We start from the raw sequence: 24,572 nt of genomic DNA on the forward strand, positions 1-24,572 counted from the left end.
CTTGCCCGGAGTCCACATGACCGCACCTATCACCGTTCTTCGCGACACTCACCCGCTGCCGGTGCTCGACGCCTGCAAATGGGAAAAACTCGAAGGCGACCCGCACACCGTCAACCTCAACGCCTACACCAGCGAAGACGGCAGCAAGATCATGGGCACCTGGATCTGCACGCCCGGCAAGTGGTACGTGGAATACGTGAAGTGGGAATACTGCGATTTCCGCGAGGGCTACTGCATCATCACCCCTGAGGGTAAAGAGCCGATCCATTTGCGCGCCGGGGATATCTTCGTCATTGAGCCGGGAATGAAAGGCACGTGGGAAGTGGTCGAGACTGTGCGTAAGTATTTTGTGTTTGCCTGATGCAAAAAACCGAGAGACCACCCGACGTGGTCTCTCGGAAAATATCGATAAGTACATGCAATCTTTGTGGGAGCGGGCTTGCTCGCGAAGGCAGTGGGTCAGCCAACATCAATGTTGAATGTCCCGTCCCCTTCGCGAGCAAGCCCGCTCCCACAGGGGTTCACTGGGGTTTGCGATAGCTGTTGATGATCGCCGAGAAGTCCTTGCCACCCTCCCCACGCTGGCTCATCGCCTGATACAACTGCTGGGCCACCGCGCCGAGCACCACCGGTTGGTGCGCCTGACGTGCCGCTTCCGTGGCCAGCCCCAGATCCTTGAGCATCAGTTCGGCACCGAAACCGCCGGTGTAACCGCGCGAGGCCGGCGCCGTTTCGACGATGCCCGGCCACGGGTTGTACATCTCCGAACTCCAGCAACGCCCGGTCGAGCTGTTGATGATCCCGGCCAACACGCCGGTATCGATCCCCAACGCATCGCCCAAGGCCATGGCTTCACTGACGCCGACCATGGAGATCGCCAGCAACAGGTTGTTGCAGATCTTGGCTATCTGCCCGGTGCCGACTTCGCCGCAATGCACGATGTTGCGGCCCATCTGCGCCAACACCGGTTGCAGGGTGGCGAACAGTTCAGGAGTGGCGCCAACCATAAAGGTCAGCGTCCCCGCCGCTGCACCGCCAGTACCGCCGGAAACCGGTGCATCCGCCACCGCCACGCCTTGTTTCGCCGCAGCGGCTGCCACGTCGCGGGCGGTTTGCGGATCGATGGTGCTGCAATCCACTGCCGGCACACCTTTGCCGATACCGGCGAGCACACCATCTTCACCGAGCCACACGCTACGCACATGCACAGCGGCAGGCAGCATAGTGATCACCAGTTCTGCGCCTTGTGCCGCTTCCCGCGCCGTAGCGCTGATGCTGCCGCCCAGTTGCTCCAGTTCGGCCAATACGGTTTTGTTCAGATCGACCAGGTTCAGCGAATGGCCAGCCTTGATCAGGTTGCGCGCCATCGGCGCGCCCATGTTGCCGAGACCGATAAAAGCGATTTTCATGTCCGGCTCCTTAACGCAAGTTGATGGTGGTGTTCACACCGTCGTTGACGCTGTCGTCATCGAACCAGCGACTGGTGACAGTCTTGGTCTGAGTGTAGAACTGCACCACTTGCTTGCCATACGGACCGAGGTCGCCGAGTTTCGAACCACGGGAACCGGTGAAGCTGAAGAACGGCACCGGCACCGGAATCGGGATGTTGATACCGACCTGGCCGACGTCGATTTCGCTCTGGAATTTACGCGCCGCTGCACCGCTCTGGGTGAACAGGCCCGTGCCGTTGCCGAACGGGTTGGCGTTGACCAGGGCAATCGCCTGATCGAGGGTGTCGACTTCCAGCACCACCAGCACCGGGCCGAAAATTTCCTGGGTGTAGATCTGCATCTCGGTGGTCACACCGGAGAACAGGGTCGGGCCGACAAAGTTGCCTTTCTCGAAGCCAGGAACACTGATCTCGCGACCATCCAGTTCCAGTTTGGCGCCTTCCTTGATGCCGCTTTCGATCAGATCGAGAATCCGCACCTTGGCTTTTTTCGAGATCACCGGGCCGACATCGGTGCCCGCCTCGCTACCCGCATTCACTTTGAGTTTCTGCGCCAGCGCTTTCAGGTCCGGCAGCCATTGCTTGGCCGCGCCCACCAGCACCACCACCGAAGTGGCCATGCAACGCTGACCGGCCGCACCGAAACCGGCGCCGACCAGAGCATTGAGGGTTTGTTCGCGATTGGCGTCCGGCAGCACCACGGCGTGGTTCTTCGCGCCCATCATCGATTGCACGCGTTTGCCGTGTTTGCCGGCCAGGTCGTAGACGTGCGTGCCGACAGCGGTCGAACCGACGAAGGAAACAGCCTTGATGTCCTTGTGAGTGCAGAGCGCGTCCACCACGTCCTTGCCGCCGTGAACCACGTTAAGCACGCCCGCCGGAACGCCGGCCTCGATCGCCAGTTCCACCAGCAGCATGGTCGACATCGGGTCCTGTTCGGACGGCTTGAGCACGAAGGTGTTGCCGCAGGCGATGGCCATCGGGAACATCCACAGCGGAATCATCGCCGGGAAGTTGAACGGGGTGATGCCGGCGCAGACACCGATGGGCTGACGCAGGGTGTAAGTGTCGACGCCGCCCGCCACGTTCTCGGCGAATTCGCCCATTTGCAGGGTGCCGATGGAGCACGCGTGCTCGACCACTTCCAGGCCACGGAAAATATCGCCTTCAGCATCAGCGATGGTTTTGCCCTGCTCGGCACTCAGCACCACGGCGATGCGTTTGGAGTGTTCGCGAATCAACGCCTGGAGCTTGAGCATGATGCGCATCCGCGCGCCGATCGGCGTCAGCTTCCAAGTCTGGAAGGCGCGATGCGCAGCGCTGATCGCGGCGTCGACTTCCTGCGCGGTGGCAAACGGAACCCTGGCCAGCACTTGCTGGGTCGCCGGGTTGATGATTTCGTGCCACTCGGTGGTCTGGGACTCGACCCACTCGCCGTCGATCAACAGCTTGACGTTCTGGACGGTGGTTTCGTTAGGCGTGAGCGATGCGTTCATGCTGGTCTCCAATACTTATTGTTATGCAGGGAGCCAAGGCGTGTAAGTCGCCTTGAGATGAGGCGTGTGTCGCGAATTGGTTGTCGGACTGTTTTTGGAGTATAGATGTGCAAACTTCTAATAAGAACGCACATAAAAGCCGGTCCAACATGCAAAAAAACATCACGTCTTTAGGTTCGCTGAATTGGGATGACCTCAAGTTTTTCCTCGAAGTCGCCCGCACCCGCAAGGCCAGCACCGCGGCCAAGCGCCTCGCGGTGGACTACACCACCGTGTCCCGGCGCATCAGTTCGCTGGAAGCGGCATTGGGCACGTTGCTGTTCGAAAAATCCCGGACCAGCGGCTTCGTCCTGACCGCCGAGGGTCAGCGATTGCTGGGTTACGCCGAGTCGATTGAAAGCACGCTGCACATGGCTTGCGAGCAGGTTTCCGGCTCCGGCGTGGCGCTGTCGGGTCACGTACGTATGGGCTGCACCGAAGGTTTCGGCAGTTTCTTCATCACCCCGCAGCTCAGCCACTTCGTCGACGCCTACCCGGCCATCTCGGTGGACATCTTGCCGCTGCCGCACTTCATTAGCCTGTCCAAACGCGAAGCGGACATCGTCATCGCCCTGGAACGCCCGGAACACGGGCCGTACGTCTGCTGCAAACTCTGCGACTACAAATTGCAGCTGTACGCGACCCAGGACTACCTCGACAAACACCCACCGATCCGCCGCCCGGCCGACTTGGGCAAACATTCATTCATCAGTTATGTGGACGATCTGGCCTTCAGTTCTGAGCTGCTGTACCTGGCGAACGTCCTGCCCGGCGCCAGCGCCAACCTGCGCAGCACCAGCGTGATCGCGCAGTTCGTGGCAGCGCAGCAAGGGCGGTCGCTGGCGATTCTGCCGTGCTTCCTGGCGGCCCAGGATCCGCGATTGCTACCGGTGTTGCCGGCGGAGATCAACATCACCCGGCAGTTCTGGATGTACTGCCGGGAGGACCTGAGGAAGCTCAAGCGGATCACCCTGTTGTGGGATTACATCCGCGAAGTCACTGAGCAGAATCAGCGCCTGTTGATGGGGGACACTCGGGAGATGGTGTTCGCCGATTAGTCGGCGATCACCACGATCGACACCCGGCGATTCTCGGTGCGGCCGGCCGGTGTGTCGTTGGAGGCCACCGGCTCAGTACTGCCCAGCCCTTGCAGCTTGATGTTCTCTTCTTTCATACCGACAGCGGCCAAGACCTTGCCGACGCTTTTCGCGCGGCGCAGGGACAGTTGTTGGTTGTAAGACTCTTTGCCGGACCCGTCGGTGTGGCCATCGACGCGCACTCGCTCGATCCCGATGCCTACCAAAGACTTGCCAATGCGCTGGACGATTTCAGTACTTTGCGGATTCAGGCTTTCGACGTCGCTGCCAAACAGTACTTTGCCGGACAGGCCAAAGGCCCAGCCGTCATCGGTCAATTCGAAGCCTTGTTGCTTGAGCACCGCGACCTGCGCCGGGGTCAGGCCTTTTTGCGGCGCGGTTTGGCACCCGGTCAATGTCAATAAAGCCATGAACAGAGTGATGGTGAAAAATCGCAGGGAACGCTGAGGCAGTGAGAACACAGAAATTAGCTCCTGGTTTGAACGTGAACGACAGGGTGCTCCGACCCGGCCGTGTGCTGTGCGCCTCGCGACAGGCGCTTGGCTTGATACATCGCCGCGTCGGCGGCGTTGAGCAAGGCGCCCGGAGTGGCACCGTGATCGGGATAGACGGCGATGCCGATACTGAGTGAGGTCAACACCGTGGTGTTGCCCGGCAACGTGATCGGCACTTCCATGCTGGCAATGATTTTGTCGGCGATCCGCTCGGCATCTTCGTTCTTGTGCAGCGGCGTCAGCAGCACGGCAAACTCATCGCCGCCCAGGCGCGCCACCAGGTCTTCTTCGCGCAATTGCGCACGAACCCGTGTGGCCACCGCTACCAGCACCGCATCGCCGGCGGCATGGCCGAAGTTGTCGTTGATTTCCTTGAACCGGTCGCTGTCGAGAAACAGCACGGCCACGCGCTCGTTGAGCTTGTGCGCGTTGCGCAGCGCACGAATCAGCCGACCTTCGAAAAACGCCCGGTTCGGCAACCCGGTGAGGCTGTCATGGCTGGCCTGGTGAGCCAGGGTTTCATTCTCGCTTTGCAGATGGGTCTGCCAGGATTCGAGTTCATCGAGCAAGGCATTGAAGTCGTTGCCCAGGTTGTCCAGTTCGGCGATGGCGGCGGGCGGCACACGCTGGTCGAAGGCCCGTTCGCTGCGCGCGGCGTGAGCCACGAAAGCCAGACTGCGCAGTGGGCGGGTGATTGCGCGAAGTTGCCGGCGCGCCAGATACAGTGCGACCCAGGCACTGATGGCCGTGCACACCACGATGCCCATCAGGCCGCTGAGCAAAAAGCGCATCAGGCTGCCACCGTGACCGGTGAGCTGGATGCTGCCGATTTCCTGGCCCTGATGGACGATGGGCATGTTGATGGGTTCTTCCAGGAAGGCCTTGGCAATCTGCATTTCCAGATCGGAGAGCAACCCGGTTTCCGGTCGCTGCCAACGCGCGAGCAAAGCGCCCTGCGTGTCATGCACCTGGGCATCGGCGACTTCTTCGGTGGACGCGATCAACGCCAGCGCTTCAGTGGCAGCGGCCTTGTCGTTGAACACCACCGCTGCTTCCACGGTGTAGTTGATCGAGCGCGCGATCAGGTGCAGGTTGTGATCGGCATACACCCGCAACGCCAGCACCCCGAGCAAAGTCAGTGACACGCTGGCCATGGCCACGCCGACCAGCGCGACAATCAAATGGCCGCGGCCGATGACGGAGCGCAACGTGGGGCGAGTATCCGGTTTGAATAGACTCATGGCGCCGCCGGCTTACGGCGCGACAGTTGCAACACGCTCGGGTGAATGCGCACGCCACTGCGGGCGACGGAGTCGAGATTGACCTCGAAGGACACTTGATCGTCGCTGACCCGCAGACAGAAAAGGCTGCCGACGGTGCACTGATCGCTGCTTTCGCTGATGCTCAGCACCGGTTGACCGATCAACGAGGCGAACAAGCGGCTGCGCTCATCGGCGGTCAACTTGCCGATGTAGACCGCATCGCACTCGCCGACAATCGCCGGGTTGTCGGCCAGCAGGCGTCGTACGGTGACAGGACGACCGGTGGCCTGGGTCGAGCCTTTCACCAGATCGTCGGTGTATTCGGTCGGGCCCACTACGCACAGGCGCAGTTGCGCGGGTTCGACAGGCCAGCGGGCATAACTGAGAATCCCGAGCACTACTTGCGTGACCGCTTTCGCCCGTTGGTCAGCCATACCGACGGCGGTTTCAGGCTGAGCGAATGCGATTCCGGCCAGCAACCAGAGCAGGCCGACAAGCAATATTCGCTTGCAGCCGATTACGCTCTCTGTCGCCCGGACAGCCAACTTCATGCAGGGATTCTCTTCGGATTCAACGGAATAGTGCCGCAACGATAGCACAGCACCGAAACGCCCGCGAGCCTGTAAAACCGGGCGTTTCAGACAGATTTACGTCGTCAACCGATTGGCATATCAAGGACTAAACTAAACGCCCTCCTCCAGTTCCAGCATCAGCCCGCTCAAGCGCTTAACTTTGCGTTGCACGGCCTCTTCGAACACCCCGGCACGAGGCTCGATCAGGGTGAACCAGTCCTTGGCCCGGGTGATTCCGGTGTAGATCAGCTCCTTGGTCAACACCGGGTTCAGAGCGTCCGGCAGGATCAACGCAGTGTGGGCAAATTCCGAGCCCTGGGATTTATGCACCGTCATCGCATAAACCGTCTCGACATCATTGAGCCGGCTCGGCAGCACAAAGCGCACACCGCCCTCGCCGTCGTTGCGCGGGAACGCGACACGCAGCACATGCTTGCCAGCCTCAGGGCCGTCGCGCTCCGGTAGCTTGAGCGCAATGCCGATGTCGCCGTTCATCAAGCCCAGGCCGTAATCGTTGCGAGTCATCAACACTGGCCGCCCTTCGTACCATTGCTGGTCGCTGTCGATCAGCCGCGCCTTGAGCAAGGCGTCAGTCACTCGCTGGTTCAGGCCTTCAACGCCCCACGGTCCTTTGCGCACCGCGCACAACAACTGGAAGGTGTCGAAAGCATTCAGTACTTGCCGCGCCCACTCGGTCCAGCGTGGATCATCGAGACTGCTGTCGAGAGGCGGCCGCTGTTTGCGCAGCAGGCTCAGGTAATGCCGATAACCGTGTGGCCCGTCGGCATGGCCGTCGAGCAGTAAACGCTCCAGCGCTTTGTCCTGCTCACCTTTGAGGGGCCGGGAAAACACGTCTTTAAAGCTGCGTTCGGTCAGCAGCTTGCGCGCTTCATCGGGGAGTTGTTGATTGACGCAGCGGGCTAACTGGCCAATGCCGCTACCTTCGCCGAATCGACGGGAGTGACGCAGCATCACCACTTGTTGGGCCAAGGGATGAGAGCCGTCGGTGTCCTCATGCAAACCGCTGCCTTCCAGGCTTTCACCGCTGACGGTCTCCAGCCACTGGCGCGTCTGCGGGCTGTACCAACCGGCCTCAGCGTCGCGACACAAATCCCCCAGCACGGCGCCCGCCTCCACCGAGGCCAATTGGTCTTTGTCACCGAGCAGCACCAGACGCGCATGGGCCGGCAACGCATCGAGCAAATTGGCCATCATCTCCAGGTCGATCATCGACGCTTCATCGACCACCAGCACATCCAGCGGCAAGCGATTACCGGCGTGGTGACGGAAATGTCGGGTGCCGGGCCGACTGCCCAGCAGACGGTGCACAGTGGTGACGTCGGACGGAATCTTGTCCCGCACCGCTTCGGCAACGGTCAGGGTTTGTACTTGCTGGCTGATGGATTCCGTCAGTCGCGCGGCAGCTTTGCCGGTAGGCGCGGCCAGACGAATACGCAGCGGTTTGCCAGCCTCCACGGCCGGAGCCTGGAGCAACGCCAGCAAGCGCACCACGGTGGTGGTCTTGCCGGTGCCCGGGCCGCCAGTGACGATACTGAACGCACTGCGGGTGGCCAGGGCACAGGCGAGTTTTTGCCAGTCGATCACCTCGCCCGGCTTGGCGGGACCGAACAAACCGGTCAGGCGTTGGAGCAAATCTGCAGGTGTCGCTTCGTGTTCTGACAGGCGCTGGCGCAAGGCATTGTCGATGCGCCGTTCGTAAGCCCAGTAGCGGCGCAGATACAGGCGTTTGCCCGACAGCACCAACGGCCGATGCTGAGCTGCCTCACGCCCATCCACCGCCAGCGCCACCAGACTGCTGGCGGCCAGCACCTTGCACCAATGCGCGCCGTCCAATGCTTCCAGCAATTGCGACGGCAGCAACATCGCGCCGCTTTGCACATCGCCTTCAGGGGGCAACGACAGGGCGAAGTCCGGCGCCTTGAGCGTCTCGAACAGGTCCAGGCACACATGCCCGTGACCGAGTTGATGACTGGTCAACGCTGCGGCCAACAACACCAGCGGATCATCATCAGGAGCGAGTTCATGGAGAAAGGCAACGAATGCCTTGTCCAGCGCCCGCAGCCAACCGCGCTCGACCCAGCGGGTAAGCAACAACAAAAGATCGTCGGCGCGAGTTAACGGCGCCAGTTCGGCCAGGCTTTCCGCCGCCAATGGCGTGGGCAACAAATCGGCGAAGGTGCGGCTCATAGCAGTTCTCCCTGTTCCCAGGCGGGCTCAGCCTTGAGTTCCGGCTTACCCTGGAACATGCGATCCAGACGCTCGATCAATTCCCGTGGCGGACGGGCGAAATACACGCCTTGGCTGGCGGCTCGCGTGCCGCGCAAGAACAGGTACAACGCACCGCCGACATGCCGGTCGTAATCGTAGTCGGGCAGCCGTGTCTTGAGCTGGCGATGCAGGGCCAACAGGTACAACACGTATTGCAGGTCATAGCGGTTATCGAGGATCGACTGCTCCATGGCCTGCTCGGTGTAGGCCGCGTCATCAACGCCAAGCCAGTTGGATTTGTAGTCGGCGACGTAGTAGCGACCGTCGTGCTCGAACGTCAGGTCGATGAAGCCCTTGAACATGCCATTGAGCAGCACCGGTTCGGCGGCCACGCGGGCCACGCCGTTGTGGGTGTGTTGGCGCACCAGTTCATCAAGCTTGAGCACGTCGACCTTGTGACTGGCGAACCAGAACTCCATCTCGACCCGGTACTGGGTCAGTTGCTCAAAGATCACTGGCGGCTGCCCGCCACCAATGTGCAACGGTGATTTGAGCAAGTGCTGCAACCAGTCGCTCAACGTAACGATCCAGCCTTCCCAGCCGCGCCGATTGCAGCGCCGGCCAACCGCGTCTTCCACGGCTTTCGGCGTCGCGCTGAAGCCTTCGTCGCCGGCCCATTCGAGCAGACCGTGGAGAAAGGTGCCGGGATTCGGGCCACGGGGAAAGCGGTGAATATCCGCGCCGCCAGTCACCACTTCCCGTGGTGCCTCGGGATCTAGACGTTCATCATCGAAGAGCTTTTGCGCTTGCGGACTCTCCGGCGCTTCGTCAGTGCCCACGCTCATGCTGTCGCCAATGCGCAAGGCGCTATAGGAGGCAATCCACCAGTTTTCGCTGGCCTTGCGCTTGGGAATCAACGGCGCGAGCAAGGTCGCCTCGTTACGCGGCGGATGGTAATGCTCGGCAGTCGCCTCAGGCATCTCGCCATAGCTGAGTGCCAGACAATCCTGCTGCAGGTCTTCCAGCCAACGCTTCAGGCCGGCGGACTCAACCAACGCCGCGCCACCGCCTAACAGATAACCCAATGCCGATAAATGCAGCACCGAGCTGTTGTTATTGCCGCGCTTGAGGTCGGTCACTCCGAGCCAGCACGCGTGTTGCGCCCGGGTCAGTGCCACATAGAGCAAGCGCAAATCCTCGGCCAGACGCTCGTCATCGGCCAGGGCGATCAACTCGGGTGTCGGTTTCAACGTCACCTGCGCCTTACCCGTGGCGTCGTGGTAATGCAGCGGCAAACGACTGCCATCCACCGGTTTCGCCGAGCAGATGAAAGGCAGGAACACCAACGGATACTCAAGGCCCTTGGACTTGTGAATGGTCACGACCTTGACCAATTGTTCGTCGCTTTCCAGGCGCAGGATTTGCTCTTCACCCGCCTGGCCGGACAGCGCCAGGTGCTCGGACAAATGCCGAATCAGCGCTTGTTCGCCATCGAGTTCGGCGGCTGCTTGTTGCAGCAGTTCGGAGAGGTGCAACAGGTTGGTCAAGACACGCTCGCCGTCGCTGCGAGTGATTAATGCCTGGGGCAGCTGGAAGTCGTGCAGCAAGCGTCGCAGCATCGGCAGCACGCCTTGCTTGCGCCAGATCTCGCGATACCGGCGGAACTGCATGACCCGCGCTTCCCAGGCCAGTTCGTCCTGATTCAGTCGCTCCAGTTCAGCCAGCGAGAGGTTCAACGTGATGCAGGCCAACGCGGCTCGCAGTGGACGCTCGACGTCGGGCTCGGCGCAGGCCTTGAGCCAGGTCAGCAGGTCATGCGCTTCCTGGGCGGCGAACACCGAGTCCTTGTCCGAGAGATAAACGCTGCGCACACCACGAGCGGACAATTCGCCACGCACTGCCTGAGCCTCTTTGCCGTCACGGACCAGAATTGCGATGTCCGCCGGCAGCAGGCCTCTGAAGTCTTTGCCGTCCTGTATGAAACCCGCCCGGCCTTGTTGCCCGCCGTTCAGCAACGCAGTGATTTCACTGGCGCAGGCAGCGGCCAATTGTTGTCGGTACACCACGCCGGACAGCGGCTGCTCGGCAGGCAGATGCCAGATGTTCAGCGCCGGAACATTCTGACCATCGATTTGCAAAACTTCTTTGCGCCCTTGGGACTCGACGGGCAGGAACGGTACGGGGTTATCGCCATTTTTTTCGCGAAAGAGGAACGCACCGCGCCCGGTCTCCCGCGACTCGGCACGCTCGAAAACATGGTTCACCGCATTGACCATGCCATGGCTGGAACGGAAGTTGGTGCCCAGCGTATGCAAACGGCCGGTGGTGGCCTGACGGGCGCGCAGGTAGGTGTAGATGTCGGCGCCACGAAAGGCATAGATCGCCTGCTTCGGATCGCCGATCAGGAACAAGCCGCACTCGGGGTTGTTGTCTTCGATGCGATAAATGCTTTCGAAGATGCGGTACTGCACCGGGTCGGTGTCCTGGAATTCATCGATCAACGCCACCGGGAATTGTTCGCGAATCAGCGTTGCCAGGCGCTCACCGCCGTCGGACTGCAAGGCTGCATCGAGACGTAGCAACATGTCATCGAAACCCATTTCCGCGCGGCGCCGTTTTTCCTCTTCGAAACGTGCGCCAACCCACTGGGCCGCGTGTTGCAGAACGGCCGCATCAGGCGTCGGCAAACTATCGAGACTGACCTTGAGGCCAGGCATCGCATCCAGGCCGGGATGACGGGGTGCTTCACCCTTCCAGGCTTCGGCCATGCCGTCGGGAGTCAGCCGGGTGAATCCGGTGCCGATGTCCAGCTGTTCGAGGGATTCGTCTTCGGCCCAGGCTTTGAGCTTTTCGAACCAAGGCTCGAAATAGCGCGCCTGCATTTTGCGCCCGTCGACGCTTTTGCTCGCCACGCCTTGATGACAGATCGCGAGCAATTCGTCTGCCCATTGGCGCCACGGCATCTTGAGTTCAAGCAGGGCCGTGCGCCGTTCGTGCAGGCACTCGGCGATGAGTTCGGCGGGCTCTTTGCCCTCAACGCTATCGCGCTCGCTGGCGAACAAGCCGCGCACTCGCGGCAGCAACGCTGCGGGGCCGCCCCAATTGGCGCGAACCCAGTTCAGCGCATCGCCTTGCATCGGGTAGCAGAACAGCCGCCAGTAATCGCGCAGGACTTCGCCCAGTAGATCGCTGTGATCGGTCTCCAGGGTTTGGGTGAACAGACTGCCGCTGTCGAACGCGTGCTCGCGCAGCATGCGCTGACACCAACTGTGGATGGTCGAGACGGCCGCTTCGTCCATCCATTGAGCAGCGATGTCCAGGCGGTTTGCGCAACCGGACCATTGCTCTGGAAGGAATTGGTCTCGCAAATCTGCAATCAGGCTATCGGGCGCCGGAATCTCATCCCGGAAGAACCGCGCAGCTTCGGCCAGACGGGTGCGAATACGCTCGCGCAGTTCTTTGGTGGCGGCATCGGTGAAGGTCACGACGAGGATTTGCGGCGGCAACAATTCACGCCCGAAACCACTCGACTCGCCGCCGTGGCCAAGGACCAGGCGCAGATATAGGGCGGAGATAGTGAAGGTCTTGCCGGTGCCGGCGCTGGCCTCGATCAGTTGGCTGCCGCGCAGAGGGAATGCCAGGGCCAACGGTGTCTTCGTGGTCATGAGCGCGCGCCCTCGCTGGTCAGTGAGCGCCAAGGGGCTTCAAGCAGTGGCCTGTACAAAGCGTCGCACCAACCGGGAAAGGTTTCATCGGCGATCAGGCTGTCGTAATCCGCGTATTGCCGGGCGAGTGCCGGGCTTTCGCGACGTTCGCCGTCAGTAGTCTGACCGTCACCTTCGTAGGCTTTTCGCGCGGCGGCATCGGCCTTGATCGGGTCGGTTTGACCGAGCCAGGCGAAGGCGGTTTTCACTGCGATCGGTAACGGTTGGCGCATGCCCGCTTGCCAGGCCAGCAGCAGATTACCGAGGATTTGTAGCGCGGCCTCCTTCTGCAACGGTTCCAGCAGCAGAGTGTCGTCGGAGGCGACCAGCGCGGTGCTCATCGACAGGCCGCTGGCGCAGGCAACTAGGTGATTGACCCATGGTCGCGTCAGCCGATGCCACTTGCGGGTCTTGATCGAGCCGATGCTGTTGGGGATCGTGGTGATCGACAGCATGCCCGCGTCTGCGCGTTGGTGCAGGCCACTGAGCCAGCCTTCAAGACGCAAACCGTGCAGTTCCAGATTCACTGGCAACGCGCTGGTCAGCGGTGTCGGCCATAACGCCAAGAGTTGTTGATAGCGTTGCAGCAGATCCGGTAACGGTTCGATCAACTCGCGCTGAAGGCATTCACCGAAACCGGCCATGGGCAGCAGGCCACTGTTTTGCAGGCGGATGGCTTGAGCTTCCAGTGCCTGATCGGAGTGTTCCAGTTGACTCAATGCCGCCTCAAGCAAACTGTCGCTGAGGCTGTAGCGTTGCAGCGCGTCGAGCACAAAAGGCTCTTCATCGGCCAACGGCACTTCAGCCGCTTCAAAGAACACCTTGAGCCGCTGGCTGAAGAAATGTCGTACGGGGTTGCGCAGGAAATCCTGCAATTGTCCCAGGCCTAGCGGCTCGTCCTGAATGTAGGGTTCGAGAATCTCGATATCAGTCGTTTGCTCGTTGGACTGATGCAGCACCTGCCATTCGCTGGCGTAGCTGAACAGCGCATCGCCCTCGTGAAAATAGCGGGCACTGAAGGGTTGCAAGGGGTGTTCTTGCGTCATTGCTTCAAGCAGGTCATCGGCGTCGCCATCCAATCGCCAACCGCTGGCAAGATGGTCGCGTAACTGGCCAATCAGTACCGATGCCGGACGCTCGCTGTTATCGCGAATGCTCCGGCCTACCCAGCTGATATAAAGTTGATTGCGTGCCGACAGCAGCGCTTCCAGCAGGAGGTAGCGATCATCTTCGCGTCGGGAGCGATCGCCGGGGCGGTAGTCGCTGCCCATCAGGTCGAAGTCCAGCGGCGGTTGGGCGCGAGGATAATCTCCGTCATTCATACCGAGCAGGCACACCAGTTTGAATGGGATCGCGCGCATGGGCATCAAGGTGCAGAAGTTGACGGCACCGGCCAGGAAGCGCTGGGACAAGCGGCCCTGATCGAGACCTGCCAGCCACGCTTCGCGGACGACTGTCAGCGGTAACTCGTCCTGCAATCCCACGGACTCGCAGGTATCGAGCCAGGTTTCGCGCAGTTCTTCGAGTTGAGCCAGCAAGTAGTCGTCGTGCTCGTTGCTGGCCTTGAAAAACAGCTGAACCAGCCCTTGCAACCGCACGCCCCATTGCTTGGGCGGAGCCGGTTGTGTGAGTTCCTGGTGCGCGATTTCCAGTGCATCCAGCAGGGCAACCAAAGGACCAATGAGCGCGGCGTCCAACCCACCGATCTCATCATAGGGCTCAATACCTTCGCAGGCATTGGCGCTGCCCACCGCATAACCGAGCAGCATGCGCCGCAGGCCGAAACGCCAACTGTTTTGCTCAAGCTCTTGCGGCAGACCGAGGGCGGCTCGTTGTTCAGCATTCATGCCCCAGCGAATACCGGCACCTTCGATCCAACGGTGGAGGGTCGGCAGATCAGGTTCTTCTACGCCAAAGCGCGCCCGGAGTGCGGGGACGTCCAGCAGGTCGAGAATTTCGCTGACCGGGAAACGACTGTCCGGCAACTTGAGCAGGTGTTCGACAGCGATCAGTAACGGATCACGACCGCGTTGGCCCTGGTCTGCCAGGGTGAAGGGAATAAAGCGCGGATCATTGCGTTCCAGTTGGCCGAATACCGCGCGGATATGCGGAGCGTAGCTGTCGATGTCCGGCACCATCACGATCACATCGCGAGGTCTTAAATCCGGGTTAGCGCTGAAGCGTTCGAGCAACTGATCGTGAAGGATTTCCACTTCCCGCTGGGCGCTATGAGTAATGTGAAAACGGATCGATTTGTCGTTTTGCAGATCGACGGCAGGCCAATGCTCTCGGGTCTCGTTTAAAGGACGCAGCTCAAGAATGTCGTCTTGCAACTGATTGAGCATGTTTTGTGGCTGGCTGTCGCTGAACAGGTCGATGCGGCCACCGCGAAATGCCGCACGATAGCTGCCGGGATCGTCATAGCTGTCGAGCAGGTTGATGTAGTCCCGCCCCTGCTTGCCCCATGCGGCCAATAGAGGATGAGCGTGTTGGTGAAGGGTTTGCGGATCGAGGACAACCGGCATCCCGCTTTTACGGGCCTGGCGTTTATATTGGTGCCGCAACAGGTCTTTATCGGCGACGATGTCAGCCCAATGGTAACGACATGGGTTGTGGACGCAAAGCAAGACCTGGCTGAATCGAGCCAGTCCGGCGAGTGCTTCCAGTGCTTGGGCGGGCAGCGAAGAAATCCCGAAAACGATCACTCGGGACGGTAATCCATCAGGCGCTTCGTCGAGACTGTTGATACGTTCGATAAACCGTTGATGGACGCCTGCACGGCTTTGGGCCATGCCTTGTTCCCCTACATCCAGCAGCAGCGCACGCCATAGCTCTGCCTGCCAGCAATTCGCCGGGGTCAGGGCCTTGGCTTCGCCTCTGCCGTTGCGTAATTGATGTCGGCCTTCAGCCCAATCCTCAAGCCAGTCGGCCCGGTACACCTGATATTGGTCGAACAGATCCGCCAGACGCTCGGACAATTGATAGCGTTTACGCAAATCGGTGTCATGGGTCAGGAAGCGTTGCAGGGGTTCGAAATGCGGCTGATTGATTAACTGCGGCAGCAGGCGCATCAGACGCCAGGTCAACGGGGCTTTATCGAGCAGGGATTTGACCGGGATTTCATCCCGGCCCAGGACCATGCGATAGAGTTGCCACATAAAGCTGCCGGGTAATTGCACATCGATTGCCGCCGCGATGCCACAGCCTCCCATATCATCGTCTTCAGGGTCTTCGGCCAGTGCGAGCTTCAGCCATTGAGCAATGCCGTTGCTCTGTACCAAGGCTATTTCATTTTCCAAGGGCGCCAATGGGTAGTTCCGCATTACGCTGATCACCAGGCTACGCAGTTCATCCAGACTGTTGCTTTGAACCACCATAAAACCAGCATTGAGGGACGCAGCGTCCGGCATAAAGGCTTCCTTGGGAAAATACAAAAGCTAGGGCCGAACCTTAGCACTGTCAGGAGACGGTGACAGCCAGGAGCCGTCTGATGATGCTGTACGAACTTTCCTGCGGACAAAAACAAAACCCCTACCTGCATACGCAGATAGGGGTTTCGGAATTTAATCTTGACGATGACCTACTCTCACATGGGGAAACCCCACACTACCATCGGCGATGCATCGTTTCACTGCTGAGTTCGGGATGGGATCAGGTGGTTCCAATGCTCTATGGTCGTCAAGAAATTCGGGAGCCGGCTCGTTTGCCCTTGCGGGTTTACGCTCCAGCGAATGGGTATGTGATAGATCTCGGTGTTTTGTGAGCAGCTTCGAACTTTCGGTTCGTTTCGTCTTCACACACCGCAATCTGGCCTTTCGACGCAAATTGCTTGGGTGTTATATGGTCAAGCCTCACGGGCAATTAGTATTGGTTAGCTCAACGCCTCACAGCGCTTACACACCCAACCTATCAACGTCGTAGTCTTCGACGGCCCTTCAGGGGACTCAAGGTCCCAGTGAGATCTCATCTTGAGGCTAGTTTCCCGCTTAGATGCTTTCAGCGGTTATCTATTCCGAACATAGCTACCCGGCAATGCCACTGGCGTGACAACCGGAACACCAGAGGTTCGTCCACTCCGGTCCTCTCGTACTAGGAGCAGCCCCTCTCAAATCTCAAACGTCCACGGCAGATAGGGACCGAACTGTCTCACGACGTTCTAAACCCAGCTCGCGTACCACTTTAAATGGCGAACAGCCATACCCTTGGGACCGGCTTCAGCCCCAGGATGTGATGAGCCGACATCGAGGTGCCAAACACCGCCGTCGATATGAACTCTTGGGCGGTATCAGCCTGTTATCCCCGGAGTACCTTTTATCCGTTGAGCGATGGCCCTTCCATACAGAACCACCGGATCACTAAGACCTACTTTCGTACCTGCTCGACGTGTCTGTCTCGCAGTCAAGCGCGCTTTTGCCTTTATACTCTACGACCGATTTCCGACCGGTCTGAGCGCACCTTCGTACTCCTCCGTTACTCTTTAGGAGGAGACCGCCCCAGTCAAACTACCCACCATACACTGTCCTCGATCCGGATAACGGACCTGAGTTAGAACCTCAAAGTTGCCAGGGTGGTATTTCAAGGTTGGCTCCACGCGAACTGGCGTCCACGCTTCAAAGCCTCCCACCTATCCTACACAAGCAAATTCAAAGTCCAGTGCAAAGCTATAGTAAAGGTTCACGGGGTCTTTCCGTCTAGCCGCGGATACACTGCATCTTCACAGCGATTTCAATTTCACTGAGTCTCGGGTGGAGACAGCGCCGCCATCGTTACGCCATTCGTGCAGGTCGGAACTTACCCGACAAGGAATTTCGCTACCTTAGGACCGTTATAGTTACGGCCGCCGTTTACCGGGGCTTCGATCAAGAGCTTCGCATTAGCTAACCCCATCAATTAACCTTCCGGCACCGGGCAGGCGTCACACCCTATACGTCCACTTTCGTGTTTGCAGAGTGCTGTGTTTTTAATAAACAGTCGCAGCGGCCTGGTATCTTCGACCGGCATGGGCTTACGCAGTAAATGCTTCACCCTCACCGGCGCACCTTCTCCCGAAGTTACGGTGCCATTTTGCCTAGTTCCTTCACCCGAGTTCTCTCAAGCGCCTTGGTATTCTCTACCCAACCACCTGTGTCGGTTTGGGGTACGGTTCCTGGTTACCTGAAGCTTAGAAGCTTTTCTTGGAAGCATGGCATCAACCACTTCGTGTACTAAAAGTACACTCGTCATCAGCTCTCGGCCTTAGAATCCCGGATTTACCTAAGATTCCAGCCTACCACCTTAAACTTGGACAACCAACGCCAAGCTGGCCTAGCCTTCTCCGTCCCTCCATCGCAATAACCAGAAGTACAGGAATATTAACCTGTTTTCCATCGACTACGCTTTTCAGCCTCGCCTTAGGGACCGACTAACCCTGCGTCGATTAACGTTGCGCAGGAAACCTTGGTCTTTCGGCGTGGGTGTTTTTCACACCCATTGTCGTTACTCATGTCAGCATTCGCACTTCTGATACCTCCAGCAAGCTTCTCAACTCACCTTCACAGGCTTACAGAACGCTCCTCTACCGCATCACCTAAGTGATACCCGTAGCTTCGGTGTATGGTTTGAGCCCCGTTACATCTTCCGCGCAGGCCGACTCGACTAGTGAGCTATTACGCTTTCTTTAAAGGGTGGCTGCTTCTAAGCCAACCTCCTAGCTGTCTAAGCCTTCCCACATCGTTTCCCACTTAACCATAACTTTGGGACCTTAGCTGACGGTCTGGGTTGTTTCCCTTTTCACGACGGACGTTAGCACCCGCCGTGTGTCTCCCATGCTCGGCACTTGTAGGTATTCGGAGTTTGCATCGGTTTGGTAAGTCGGGATGACCCCCTAGCCGAAACAGTGCTCTACCCCCTACAGTGATACATGAGGCGCTACCTAAATAGCTTTCGAGGAGAACCAGCTATCTCCGAGCTTGATTAGCCTTTCACTCCGATCCACAGGTCATCCGCTAACTTTTCAACGGTAGTCGGTTCGGTCCTCCAGTTAGTGTTACCCAACCTTCAACCTGCCCATGGATAGATCGCCCGGTTTCGGGTCTATTCCCAGCGACTAGACGCCCTATTAAGACTCGCTTTCGCTACGCCTCCCCTATTCGGTTAAGCTCGCCACTGAAAATAAGTCGCTGACCCATTATACAAAAGGTACGCAGTCACCCAACAAAGTGGGCTCCCACTGCTTGTACGCATACGGTTTCAGGATCTATTTCACTCCCCTCTCCGGGGTTCTTTTCGCCTTTCCCTCACGGTACTAGTTCACTATCGGTCAGTCAGTAGTATTTAGCCTTGGAGGATGGTCCCCCCATATTCAGACAAAGTTTCTCGTGCTCCGTCCTACTCGATTTCATGACTAAGAGATTTTCGCGTACAGGGCTATCACCCACTATGGCCGCACTTTCCAGAGCGTTCCGCTAATCTCAAAGCCACTTAAGGGCTAGTCCCCGTTCGCTCGCCACTACTAAGGGAATCTCGGTTGATTTCTTTTCCTCAGGGTACTTAGATGTTTCAGTTCCCCTGGTTCGCTTCTTAAGCCTATGTATTCAGCTTAAGATACCTAACTTATGTTAGGTGGGTTCCCCCATTCAGACATCTCCGGATCAAAGTCTGTTTGCCGACTCCCCGAAGCTTTTCGCAGGCTACCACGTCTTTCATCGCCTCTGACTGCCAAGGCATCCACCGTATGCGCTTCTTCACTTGACCATATAACCCCAAGCAATCTGGTTATACTGTGAAGACGACATTCGCCGAAAATTCGAATTCCTCAATTAAGAGAACTCACAAATTTTACCTTAGCCTGATCCGTTACCAGTGAAAGTAACGTTCAGTCTATCTTTCTATCACATACCCAAATTTTTAAAGAACGATCTAATCAAAGACTAGAAATCAATATTCACATCGGAATACTCATTTCTAAACTCTAACGAAATAAGCCACCTTAAAGGCTGGCTCTCGTCTTCTTCAATGAATCAAGCAATTCGTGTGGGAGCTCATGGAGCAGCTGATGTCGTCGATTAAGGAGGTGATCCAGCCGCAGGTTCCCCTACGGCTACCTTGTTACGACTTCACCCCAGTCATGAATCACACCGTGGTAACCGTCCTCCCGAAGGTTAGACTAGCTACTTCTGGTGCAACCCACTCCCATGGTGTGACGGGCGGTGTGTACAAGGCCCGGGAACGTATTCACCGCGACATTCTGATTCGCGATTACTAGCGATTCCGACTTCACGCAGTCGAGTTGCAGACTGCGATCCGGACTACGATCGGTTTTCTGGGATTAGCTCCACCTCGCGGCTTGGCAACCCTCTGTACCGACCATTGTAGCACGTGTGTAGCCCAGGCCGTAAGGGCCATGATGACTTGACGTCATCCCCACCTTCCTCCGGTTTGTCACCGGCAGTCTCCTTAGAGTGCCCACCATAACGTGCTGGTAACTAAGGACAAGGGTTGCGCTCGTTACGGGACTTAACCCAACATCTCACGACACGAGCTGACGACAGCCATGCAGCACCTGTCTCAATGTTCCCGAAGGCACCAATCCATCTCTGGAAAGTTCATTGGATGTCAAGGCCTGGTAAGGTTCTTCGCGTTGCTTCGAATTAAACCACATGCTCCACCGCTTGTGCGGGCCCCCGTCAATTCATTTGAGTTTTAACCTTGCGGCCGTACTCCCCAGGCGGTCAACTTAATGCGTTAGCTGCGCCACTAAGAGCTCAAGGCTCCCAACGGCTAGTTGACATCGTTTACGGCGTGGACTACCAGGGTATCTAATCCTGTTTGCTCCCCACGCTTTCGCACCTCAGTGTCAGTATCAGTCCAGGTGGTCGCCTTCGCCACTGGTGTTCCTTCCTATATCTACGCATTTCACCGCTACACAGGAAATTCCACCACCCTCTACCATACTCTAGCTTGTCAGTTTTGAATGCAGTTCCCAGGTTGAGCCCGGGGATTTCACATCCAACTTAACAAACCACCTACGCGCGCTTTACGCCCAGTAATTCCGATTAACGCTTGCACCCTCTGTATTACCGCGGCTGCTGGCACAGAGTTAGCCGGTGCTTATTCTGTCGGTAACGTCAAAACACTTACGTATTAGGTAAATGCCCTTCCTCCCAACTTAAAGTGCTTTACAATCCGAAGACCTTCTTCACACACGCGGCATGGCTGGATCAGGCTTTCGCCCATTGTCCAATATTCCCCACTGCTGCCTCCCGTAGGAGTCTGGACCGTGTCTCAGTTCCAGTGTGACTGATCATCCTCTCAGACCAGTTACGGATCGTCGCCTTGGTGAGCCATTACCTCACCAACTAGCTAATCCGACCTAGGCTCATCTGATAGCGCAAGGCCCGAAGGTCCCCTGCTTTCTCCCGTAGGACGTATGCGGTATTAGCGTCCGTTTCCGAGCGTTATCCCCCACTACCAGGCAGATTCCTAGGCATTACTCACCCGTCCGCCGCTCGCCACCAGGTACAAGTACCCGTGCTGCCGCTCGACTTGCATGTGTTAGGCCTGCCGCCAGCGTTCAATCTGAGCCATGATCAAACTCTTCAGTTCAAACATCTTTGGGTTTTTAAGAAACCCTAAACTTGGCTCAGCAATCGTTGGTTACATCTTTGATTTCTCGCGGAGTAACTTGTGATGCTGATAATCTTGTTGACTATCAGTCTGACTCCACAAGCACCCACACGAATTGCTTGATTCAGTTGTTAAAGAGCGGTGGGTTGATTCTTTCGTCTCAACCGAGGCGCGCATTCTACAGCAGCGCCAGTTACTGTCAAGCGGTTATTTTAAGAAGTTTTCAAAGTTTCCTTTGTAACTTCAACCACTTGCGCTTTCGATCTCTCGTTAGCGGGAGGCGAATTCTACAGCGTTACTCGCTGCTGTCAACACCTCTTTTTCAACTCCTTTCGCGCTTCGATGAACTGAAGCAACTTACCGCCGAAACCTGCGTAACTCTTTGTTTACCAAGGAGTTTTCCGTTTCAACTGCGCCGGAAGTGGGGCGAATTATAGACTTCCAGAATCTGCCGTCAACCCCTGATTTAACAATTCTGTCATATAGGTCAAAAAACCCCGAAAACGCGAAGGCCGGCTCCATGGAGCCGGCCTTCTTCCCTTCTACTTACAAGCTAGGGAACGCGAACTGCGAAGCTTCATGACTCGCCCGCTGCGGCCAGCGCTGAGTGATGGCCTTGCGACGAGTGTAGAAACGCACGCCGTCCGGACCATATGCATGCAAGTCGCCAAACAGCGAGCGCTTCCAGCCACCAAAGCTGTGATACGCCACCGGCACCGGCAACGGTACGTTAACGCCAACCATGCCCACTTCAATCTCATCGCAGAACAACCGCGCCGCTTCCCCGTCACGGGTGAAGATGCAGGTACCGTTGCCATACTCGTGATCGTTGATCAGTTGCATCGCCTCTTCCAGGCTGTTGACGCGAACAACGCACAGCACTGGCCCGAAGATCTCTTCTTTATAGATGCGCATCTCAGCCGTGACGTTATCGAACAGGCAGCCACCCAGGAAGAAGCCCTCTTCGTGCCCTGCAACGCTCAAACCACGGCCATCCACCACCAGGGTCGCACCAGAAGAAACACCGTCTTCTATATAGCCACTGACTTTATCGCGAGCCTGACCGGAAACCAGCGGCCCCATGTCCAGGCCACACGAAGTCCCGGCACCGATTTTCAGTGCCTTGATTTGCGGCACCAACTTGGCCACCAACGCATCCGCCACCTGGTCACCGACGCACACGGCCACGGAGATCGCCATGCAACGCTCGCCGCAAGAACCATACGCCGCGCCCATCAGTGCACTGACCGCGTTATCCAGATCCGCATCCGGCATCAGCACCGCATGGTTCTTCGCGCCGCCCAGTGCCTGGACGCGTTTACCGCGCTTGGTGCCTTCGGCGTAGATGTATTCGGCAATCGGCGTCGAACCGACAAAGCTCAGCGCTTTGACTTCCGGCGCTTCAATCAATGCATCCACCGCAGCCTTGTCGCCGTGCACCACACTCAGCACGCCTTTAGGCAGACCGGCCTCGATCAACAACTGAGCGATCAGCAGCGTAGAACTCGGGTCACGCTCGGACGGCTTGAGAATGAAGCAGTTGCCGCAGACGATCGCCAGTGGGTACATCCACAACGGCACCATCGCCGGGAAGTTGAACGGTGTAATACCGGCGACCACACCCAACGGCTGGAAGTCTGACCATGCATCAATGTTCGGCCCGACGTTGCGGCTGTACTCGCCCTTGAGAATTTCCGGCGCAGCGCACGCAAACTCGACGTTTTCGATACCGCGCTTCAACTCACCCGCCGCATCTTCCAGCGTCTTGCCGTGCTCTTCGCTGATCAACTGCGCGATGCGTGCTTCGTTCTGCTCCAGCAATTGCTTGAAGCGGAACATCACCTGCGCACGTTTGGCCGGTGGCGTGTTGCGCCAGGCCGGGAAGGCAGCCTTGGCCGAGTCGATAGCTTTCTGAATGGTTTCGCGGCTGGCCAATGGCAGCTTATGGATGGCTTGGCCGGTCGACGGATTGAACACGTCAGCCGTGCGACCGTCTTCGGTCACCAGTTCGCCATTGATCAAATGCGGGATGAGGCTCATGCGGTACTCCTGAAATTTTGTGCACCGGCGCCCATCAAGGGGCGCCCGCTTAGCTTTTGTAGGAGCAGAGCTTGCTCGCGAAGGCGGCCTAAAGGACCCCATCGCAGGCAAGCCATGCTCCTACAGGTCATGTCGAATCAGTCGATCTTGTTCAGCACTTCGCCGACCGCATCGAACAGACGATCGAGGTCTTGCGGCTTGCTGTTGAAGGTTGGGCCGAACTGCAGGGTGTCGCCGCCGAAGCGCACGTAGAACCCGGCTTTCCACAACGCCATGCCGGCTTCGAACGGACGCACAATCGCGTCGCCGTCACGCGGGGCAATCTGGATTGCACCGGCCAAGCCGTAGTTGCGGATGTCGATGATGTTCTTCGAGCCTTTCAGACCGTGCAGCGCATTCTCAAAATGCGGCGCGACTTCAGCCACGCTCTGCACCAGGTTTTCCTTTTGCAGCAGGTCGAGTGCGGCCAGGCCAGCAGCACAGGCCACCGGGTGCGCGGAATAGGTATAGCCGTGAGGAAATTCCACCGCGTACTCAGGCGTCGCCTGGTTCATGAACGTGTGATAGATCTCAGAGCTGGCAATCACCGCGCCCATCGGGATCGCGCCGTTGGTGACTTGCTTGGCGATGCACATCAGGTCCGGAGTCACGCCGAAGCTGTCGGCGCCGAACATCGAACCAGTACGGCCGAAACCGGTGATCACTTCGTCGAACACCAGCAGGATGTTGTGCTGATCGCAGATTTCGCGCAGACGCTTGAGGTAACCCTCAGGCGGAACCAGCACGCCAGCGGAACCGGCCATTGGTTCTACGAAGACGGCAGCGATGTTCGAAGCATCGTGCAATTCGATCAGCTTGAGCAGTTCATCCGCCAGGGCGATCCCGCCCTCTTTCGGCATGCCACGGGAGTAAGCGTTGCTAGCCAGCAAAGTGTGCGGCAGGTGATCGACGTCCATCATCGCCTGACCGAACATTTTGCGGTTGCCGTTCACACCGCCAAGGCTGGTGCCGGCGATGTTTACACCGTGATAACCACGGGCACGGCCGATCATCTTGGTCTTGGTCGCCTGGCCTTTCAGGCGCCAGTAAGCACGGACCATTTTCACTGCGGTGTCCGCACACTCGGAACCCGAGTCGGTGAAGAACACGTGATTCAGATTGCCCGGGGTCAGGTCGGTGATTTTCTCAGCCAACTGGAATGACAACGGATGGCCGTACTGGAAGCCTGGCGAGTAATCGAGGGTGCCCAGTTGCTTGGCGACCGCTTCCTGGATTTCCTTGCGCGTGTGCCCGGCGCCACAGGTCCACAGACCCGAAAGCGAATCGTAGACCTTGCGGCCCTTGTCGTCTGTCAGCCAACTGCCTTCGGCGGCAACGATCAGTCGCGGATCGCGCTGGAAATTTCGGTTGGCGGTGTAGGGCATCCAGTGCGCATCGAGCTTGAGCTGGCTGGCCAGGGAAGACGGGGCGTTTTCGGGCAAGTTCATGATTAAAACCTCGCAGGGCAATAAGCGGCGTAGAGATCAAAAGCGTTCTTGCAGCTAAATTGCCACGGGGATAAAGTTGGTGAAATCCAACTCTTGTA

Annotated in this window: 12 protein-coding genes and 3 rRNA genes; 2 read left to right on the forward strand and 13 right to left on the reverse strand. The window is 58.2% G+C overall.

The genetic code is table 11. The annotated features are described in order from the left end of the window. The first annotated feature begins 16 nt into the window (after positions 1–16). Positions 17–361, forward strand: a complete 345-nt coding sequence (locus NK667_RS23600) for a cupin domain-containing protein (RefSeq protein ID WP_007946320.1) — start codon at positions 17–19, stop codon at positions 359–361. A gap of 160 nt (positions 362–521) precedes the next feature. On the opposite strand, the gene mmsB is transcribed toward NK667_RS23600, so the two are convergent. Further along, positions 522–1,409 (reverse strand): 3-hydroxyisobutyrate dehydrogenase, encoded by an 888-nt coding sequence (gene mmsB / locus NK667_RS23605; protein WP_054616203.1) that lies wholly within the window; start codon positions 1,407–1,409, stop codon positions 522–524. Positions 1,410–1,419: 10 nt separating this feature from the next. After that, positions 1,420–2,946, reverse strand: coding sequence for a CoA-acylating methylmalonate-semialdehyde dehydrogenase (locus NK667_RS23610; protein ID WP_054616204.1), 1,527 nt, complete (start codon positions 2,944–2,946; stop codon positions 1,420–1,422). Positions 2,947–3,095: 149 nt separating this feature from the next. Between NK667_RS23610 and NK667_RS23615 the strand changes: the two genes are divergently transcribed. Beyond that, positions 3,096–4,043, forward strand: coding sequence for a LysR family transcriptional regulator (locus NK667_RS23615; protein WP_054616205.1), 948 nt, complete (start codon positions 3,096–3,098; stop codon positions 4,041–4,043). Here NK667_RS23615 and yfiB read toward each other — a convergent pair. The 11 genes from yfiB to aptA all read right to left on the reverse strand — a co-directional run bounded on the left by yfiB (position 4,040) and on the right by aptA (position 24,474). Then, positions 4,040–4,543 (reverse strand): outer membrane lipoprotein YfiB, encoded by a 504-nt coding sequence (gene yfiB, locus NK667_RS23620; protein ID WP_054616206.1) that lies wholly within the window; start codon positions 4,541–4,543, stop codon positions 4,040–4,042. The two genes, NK667_RS23615 and yfiB, sit on opposite strands and share 4 nt — an antisense overlap. Before the next feature lie 5 nt (positions 4,544–4,548). After that, positions 4,549–5,817: a diguanylate cyclase DgcN/YfiN gene (gene dgcN / locus NK667_RS23625; protein ID WP_054050176.1), complete on the reverse strand. Its 1,269-nt coding sequence runs from the start codon at positions 5,815–5,817 to the stop codon at positions 4,549–4,551. Next, complete coding sequence (gene yfiR / locus NK667_RS23630) at positions 5,814–6,389, reverse strand: regulatory sequestration protein YfiR (RefSeq protein ID WP_054616207.1); 576 nt, start codon at positions 6,387–6,389, stop codon at positions 5,814–5,816. The genes dgcN and yfiR overlap by 4 nt, the downstream gene beginning before the upstream one ends. A 132-nt stretch (positions 6,390–6,521) precedes the next feature. After that, positions 6,522–8,618: an exodeoxyribonuclease V subunit alpha gene (recD, locus tag NK667_RS23635; RefSeq protein ID WP_054616208.1), complete on the reverse strand. Its 2,097-nt coding sequence runs from the start codon at positions 8,616–8,618 to the stop codon at positions 6,522–6,524. After that, the gene (recB, locus tag NK667_RS23640; protein ID WP_054616209.1) at positions 8,615–12,304 is read right to left on the reverse strand and encodes an exodeoxyribonuclease V subunit beta; all 3,690 of its coding nucleotides are present in this window, start codon (positions 12,302–12,304) and stop codon (positions 8,615–8,617) included. The genes recD and recB overlap by 4 nt, the downstream gene beginning before the upstream one ends. Further along, entirely contained in the window at positions 12,301–15,753 is a 3,453-nt protein-coding gene (gene recC, locus NK667_RS23645) for an exodeoxyribonuclease V subunit gamma (RefSeq protein ID WP_054616210.1), read from the reverse strand. Before recC ends, recB begins: the two co-directional genes overlap by 4 nt. Positions 15,754–15,910: 157 nt before the next feature. Then, a 5S ribosomal RNA gene (gene rrf / locus NK667_RS23650) occupies positions 15,911–16,026 on the reverse strand. A 157-nt stretch (positions 16,027–16,183) separates the two neighbouring features. Then, positions 16,184–19,075, reverse strand: a 23S ribosomal RNA gene (locus tag NK667_RS23655). A gap of 312 nt (positions 19,076–19,387) precedes the next feature. Then, positions 19,388–20,926 (reverse strand): 16S ribosomal RNA (locus NK667_RS23660). The 16S, 23S and 5S rRNA genes sit together here, the layout of an rRNA operon. 567 nt (positions 20,927–21,493) lie before the next feature. Then, positions 21,494–22,987 (reverse strand): CoA-acylating methylmalonate-semialdehyde dehydrogenase, encoded by a 1,494-nt coding sequence (locus NK667_RS23665; RefSeq protein ID WP_054616309.1) that lies wholly within the window; start codon positions 22,985–22,987, stop codon positions 21,494–21,496. A gap of 137 nt (positions 22,988–23,124) precedes the next feature. Continuing rightward, positions 23,125–24,474, reverse strand: coding sequence for an omega-aminotransferase AptA (aptA, locus tag NK667_RS23670; protein ID WP_054043957.1), 1,350 nt, complete (start codon positions 24,472–24,474; stop codon positions 23,125–23,127). Positions 24,475–24,572 lie beyond the last annotated feature (98 nt).

The organism is Pseudomonas nunensis (assembly GCF_024296925.1).
Classification (GTDB): Bacteria; Pseudomonadota; Gammaproteobacteria; order Pseudomonadales; family Pseudomonadaceae; genus Aquipseudomonas; species Aquipseudomonas nunensis.

Coding starts and splice junctions, on each gene's coding strand:
- recC (WP_054616210.1), bottom strand. CDS start 15,753: ATGCCGGACGCTGCGTCCCTCAATGCTGGTTTTATGGTGGTTCAAAGC.
- NK667_RS23610 (WP_054616204.1), bottom strand. CDS start 2,946: ATGAACGCATCGCTCACGCCTAACGAAACCACCGTCCAGAACGTCAAG.
- NK667_RS23665 (WP_054616309.1), bottom strand. CDS start 22,987: ATGAGCCTCATCCCGCATTTGATCAATGGCGAACTGGTGACCGAAGAC.
- dgcN (WP_054050176.1), bottom strand. CDS start 5,817: ATGAGTCTATTCAAACCGGATACTCGCCCCACGTTGCGCTCCGTCATC.
- NK667_RS23600 (WP_007946320.1), top strand. CDS start 17: ATGACCGCACCTATCACCGTTCTTCGCGACACTCACCCGCTGCCGGTG.
- recB (WP_054616209.1), bottom strand. CDS start 12,304: ATGACCACGAAGACACCGTTGGCCCTGGCATTCCCTCTGCGCGGCAGC.
- aptA (WP_054043957.1), bottom strand. CDS start 24,474: ATGAACTTGCCCGAAAACGCCCCGTCTTCCCTGGCCAGCCAGCTCAAG.
- mmsB (WP_054616203.1), bottom strand. CDS start 1,409: ATGAAAATCGCTTTTATCGGTCTCGGCAACATGGGCGCGCCGATGGCG.
- yfiR (WP_054616207.1), bottom strand. CDS start 6,389: ATGAAGTTGGCTGTCCGGGCGACAGAGAGCGTAATCGGCTGCAAGCGA.
- recD (WP_054616208.1), bottom strand. CDS start 8,618: ATGAGCCGCACCTTCGCCGATTTGTTGCCCACGCCATTGGCGGCGGAA.
- NK667_RS23615 (WP_054616205.1), top strand. CDS start 3,096: ATGCAAAAAAACATCACGTCTTTAGGTTCGCTGAATTGGGATGACCTC.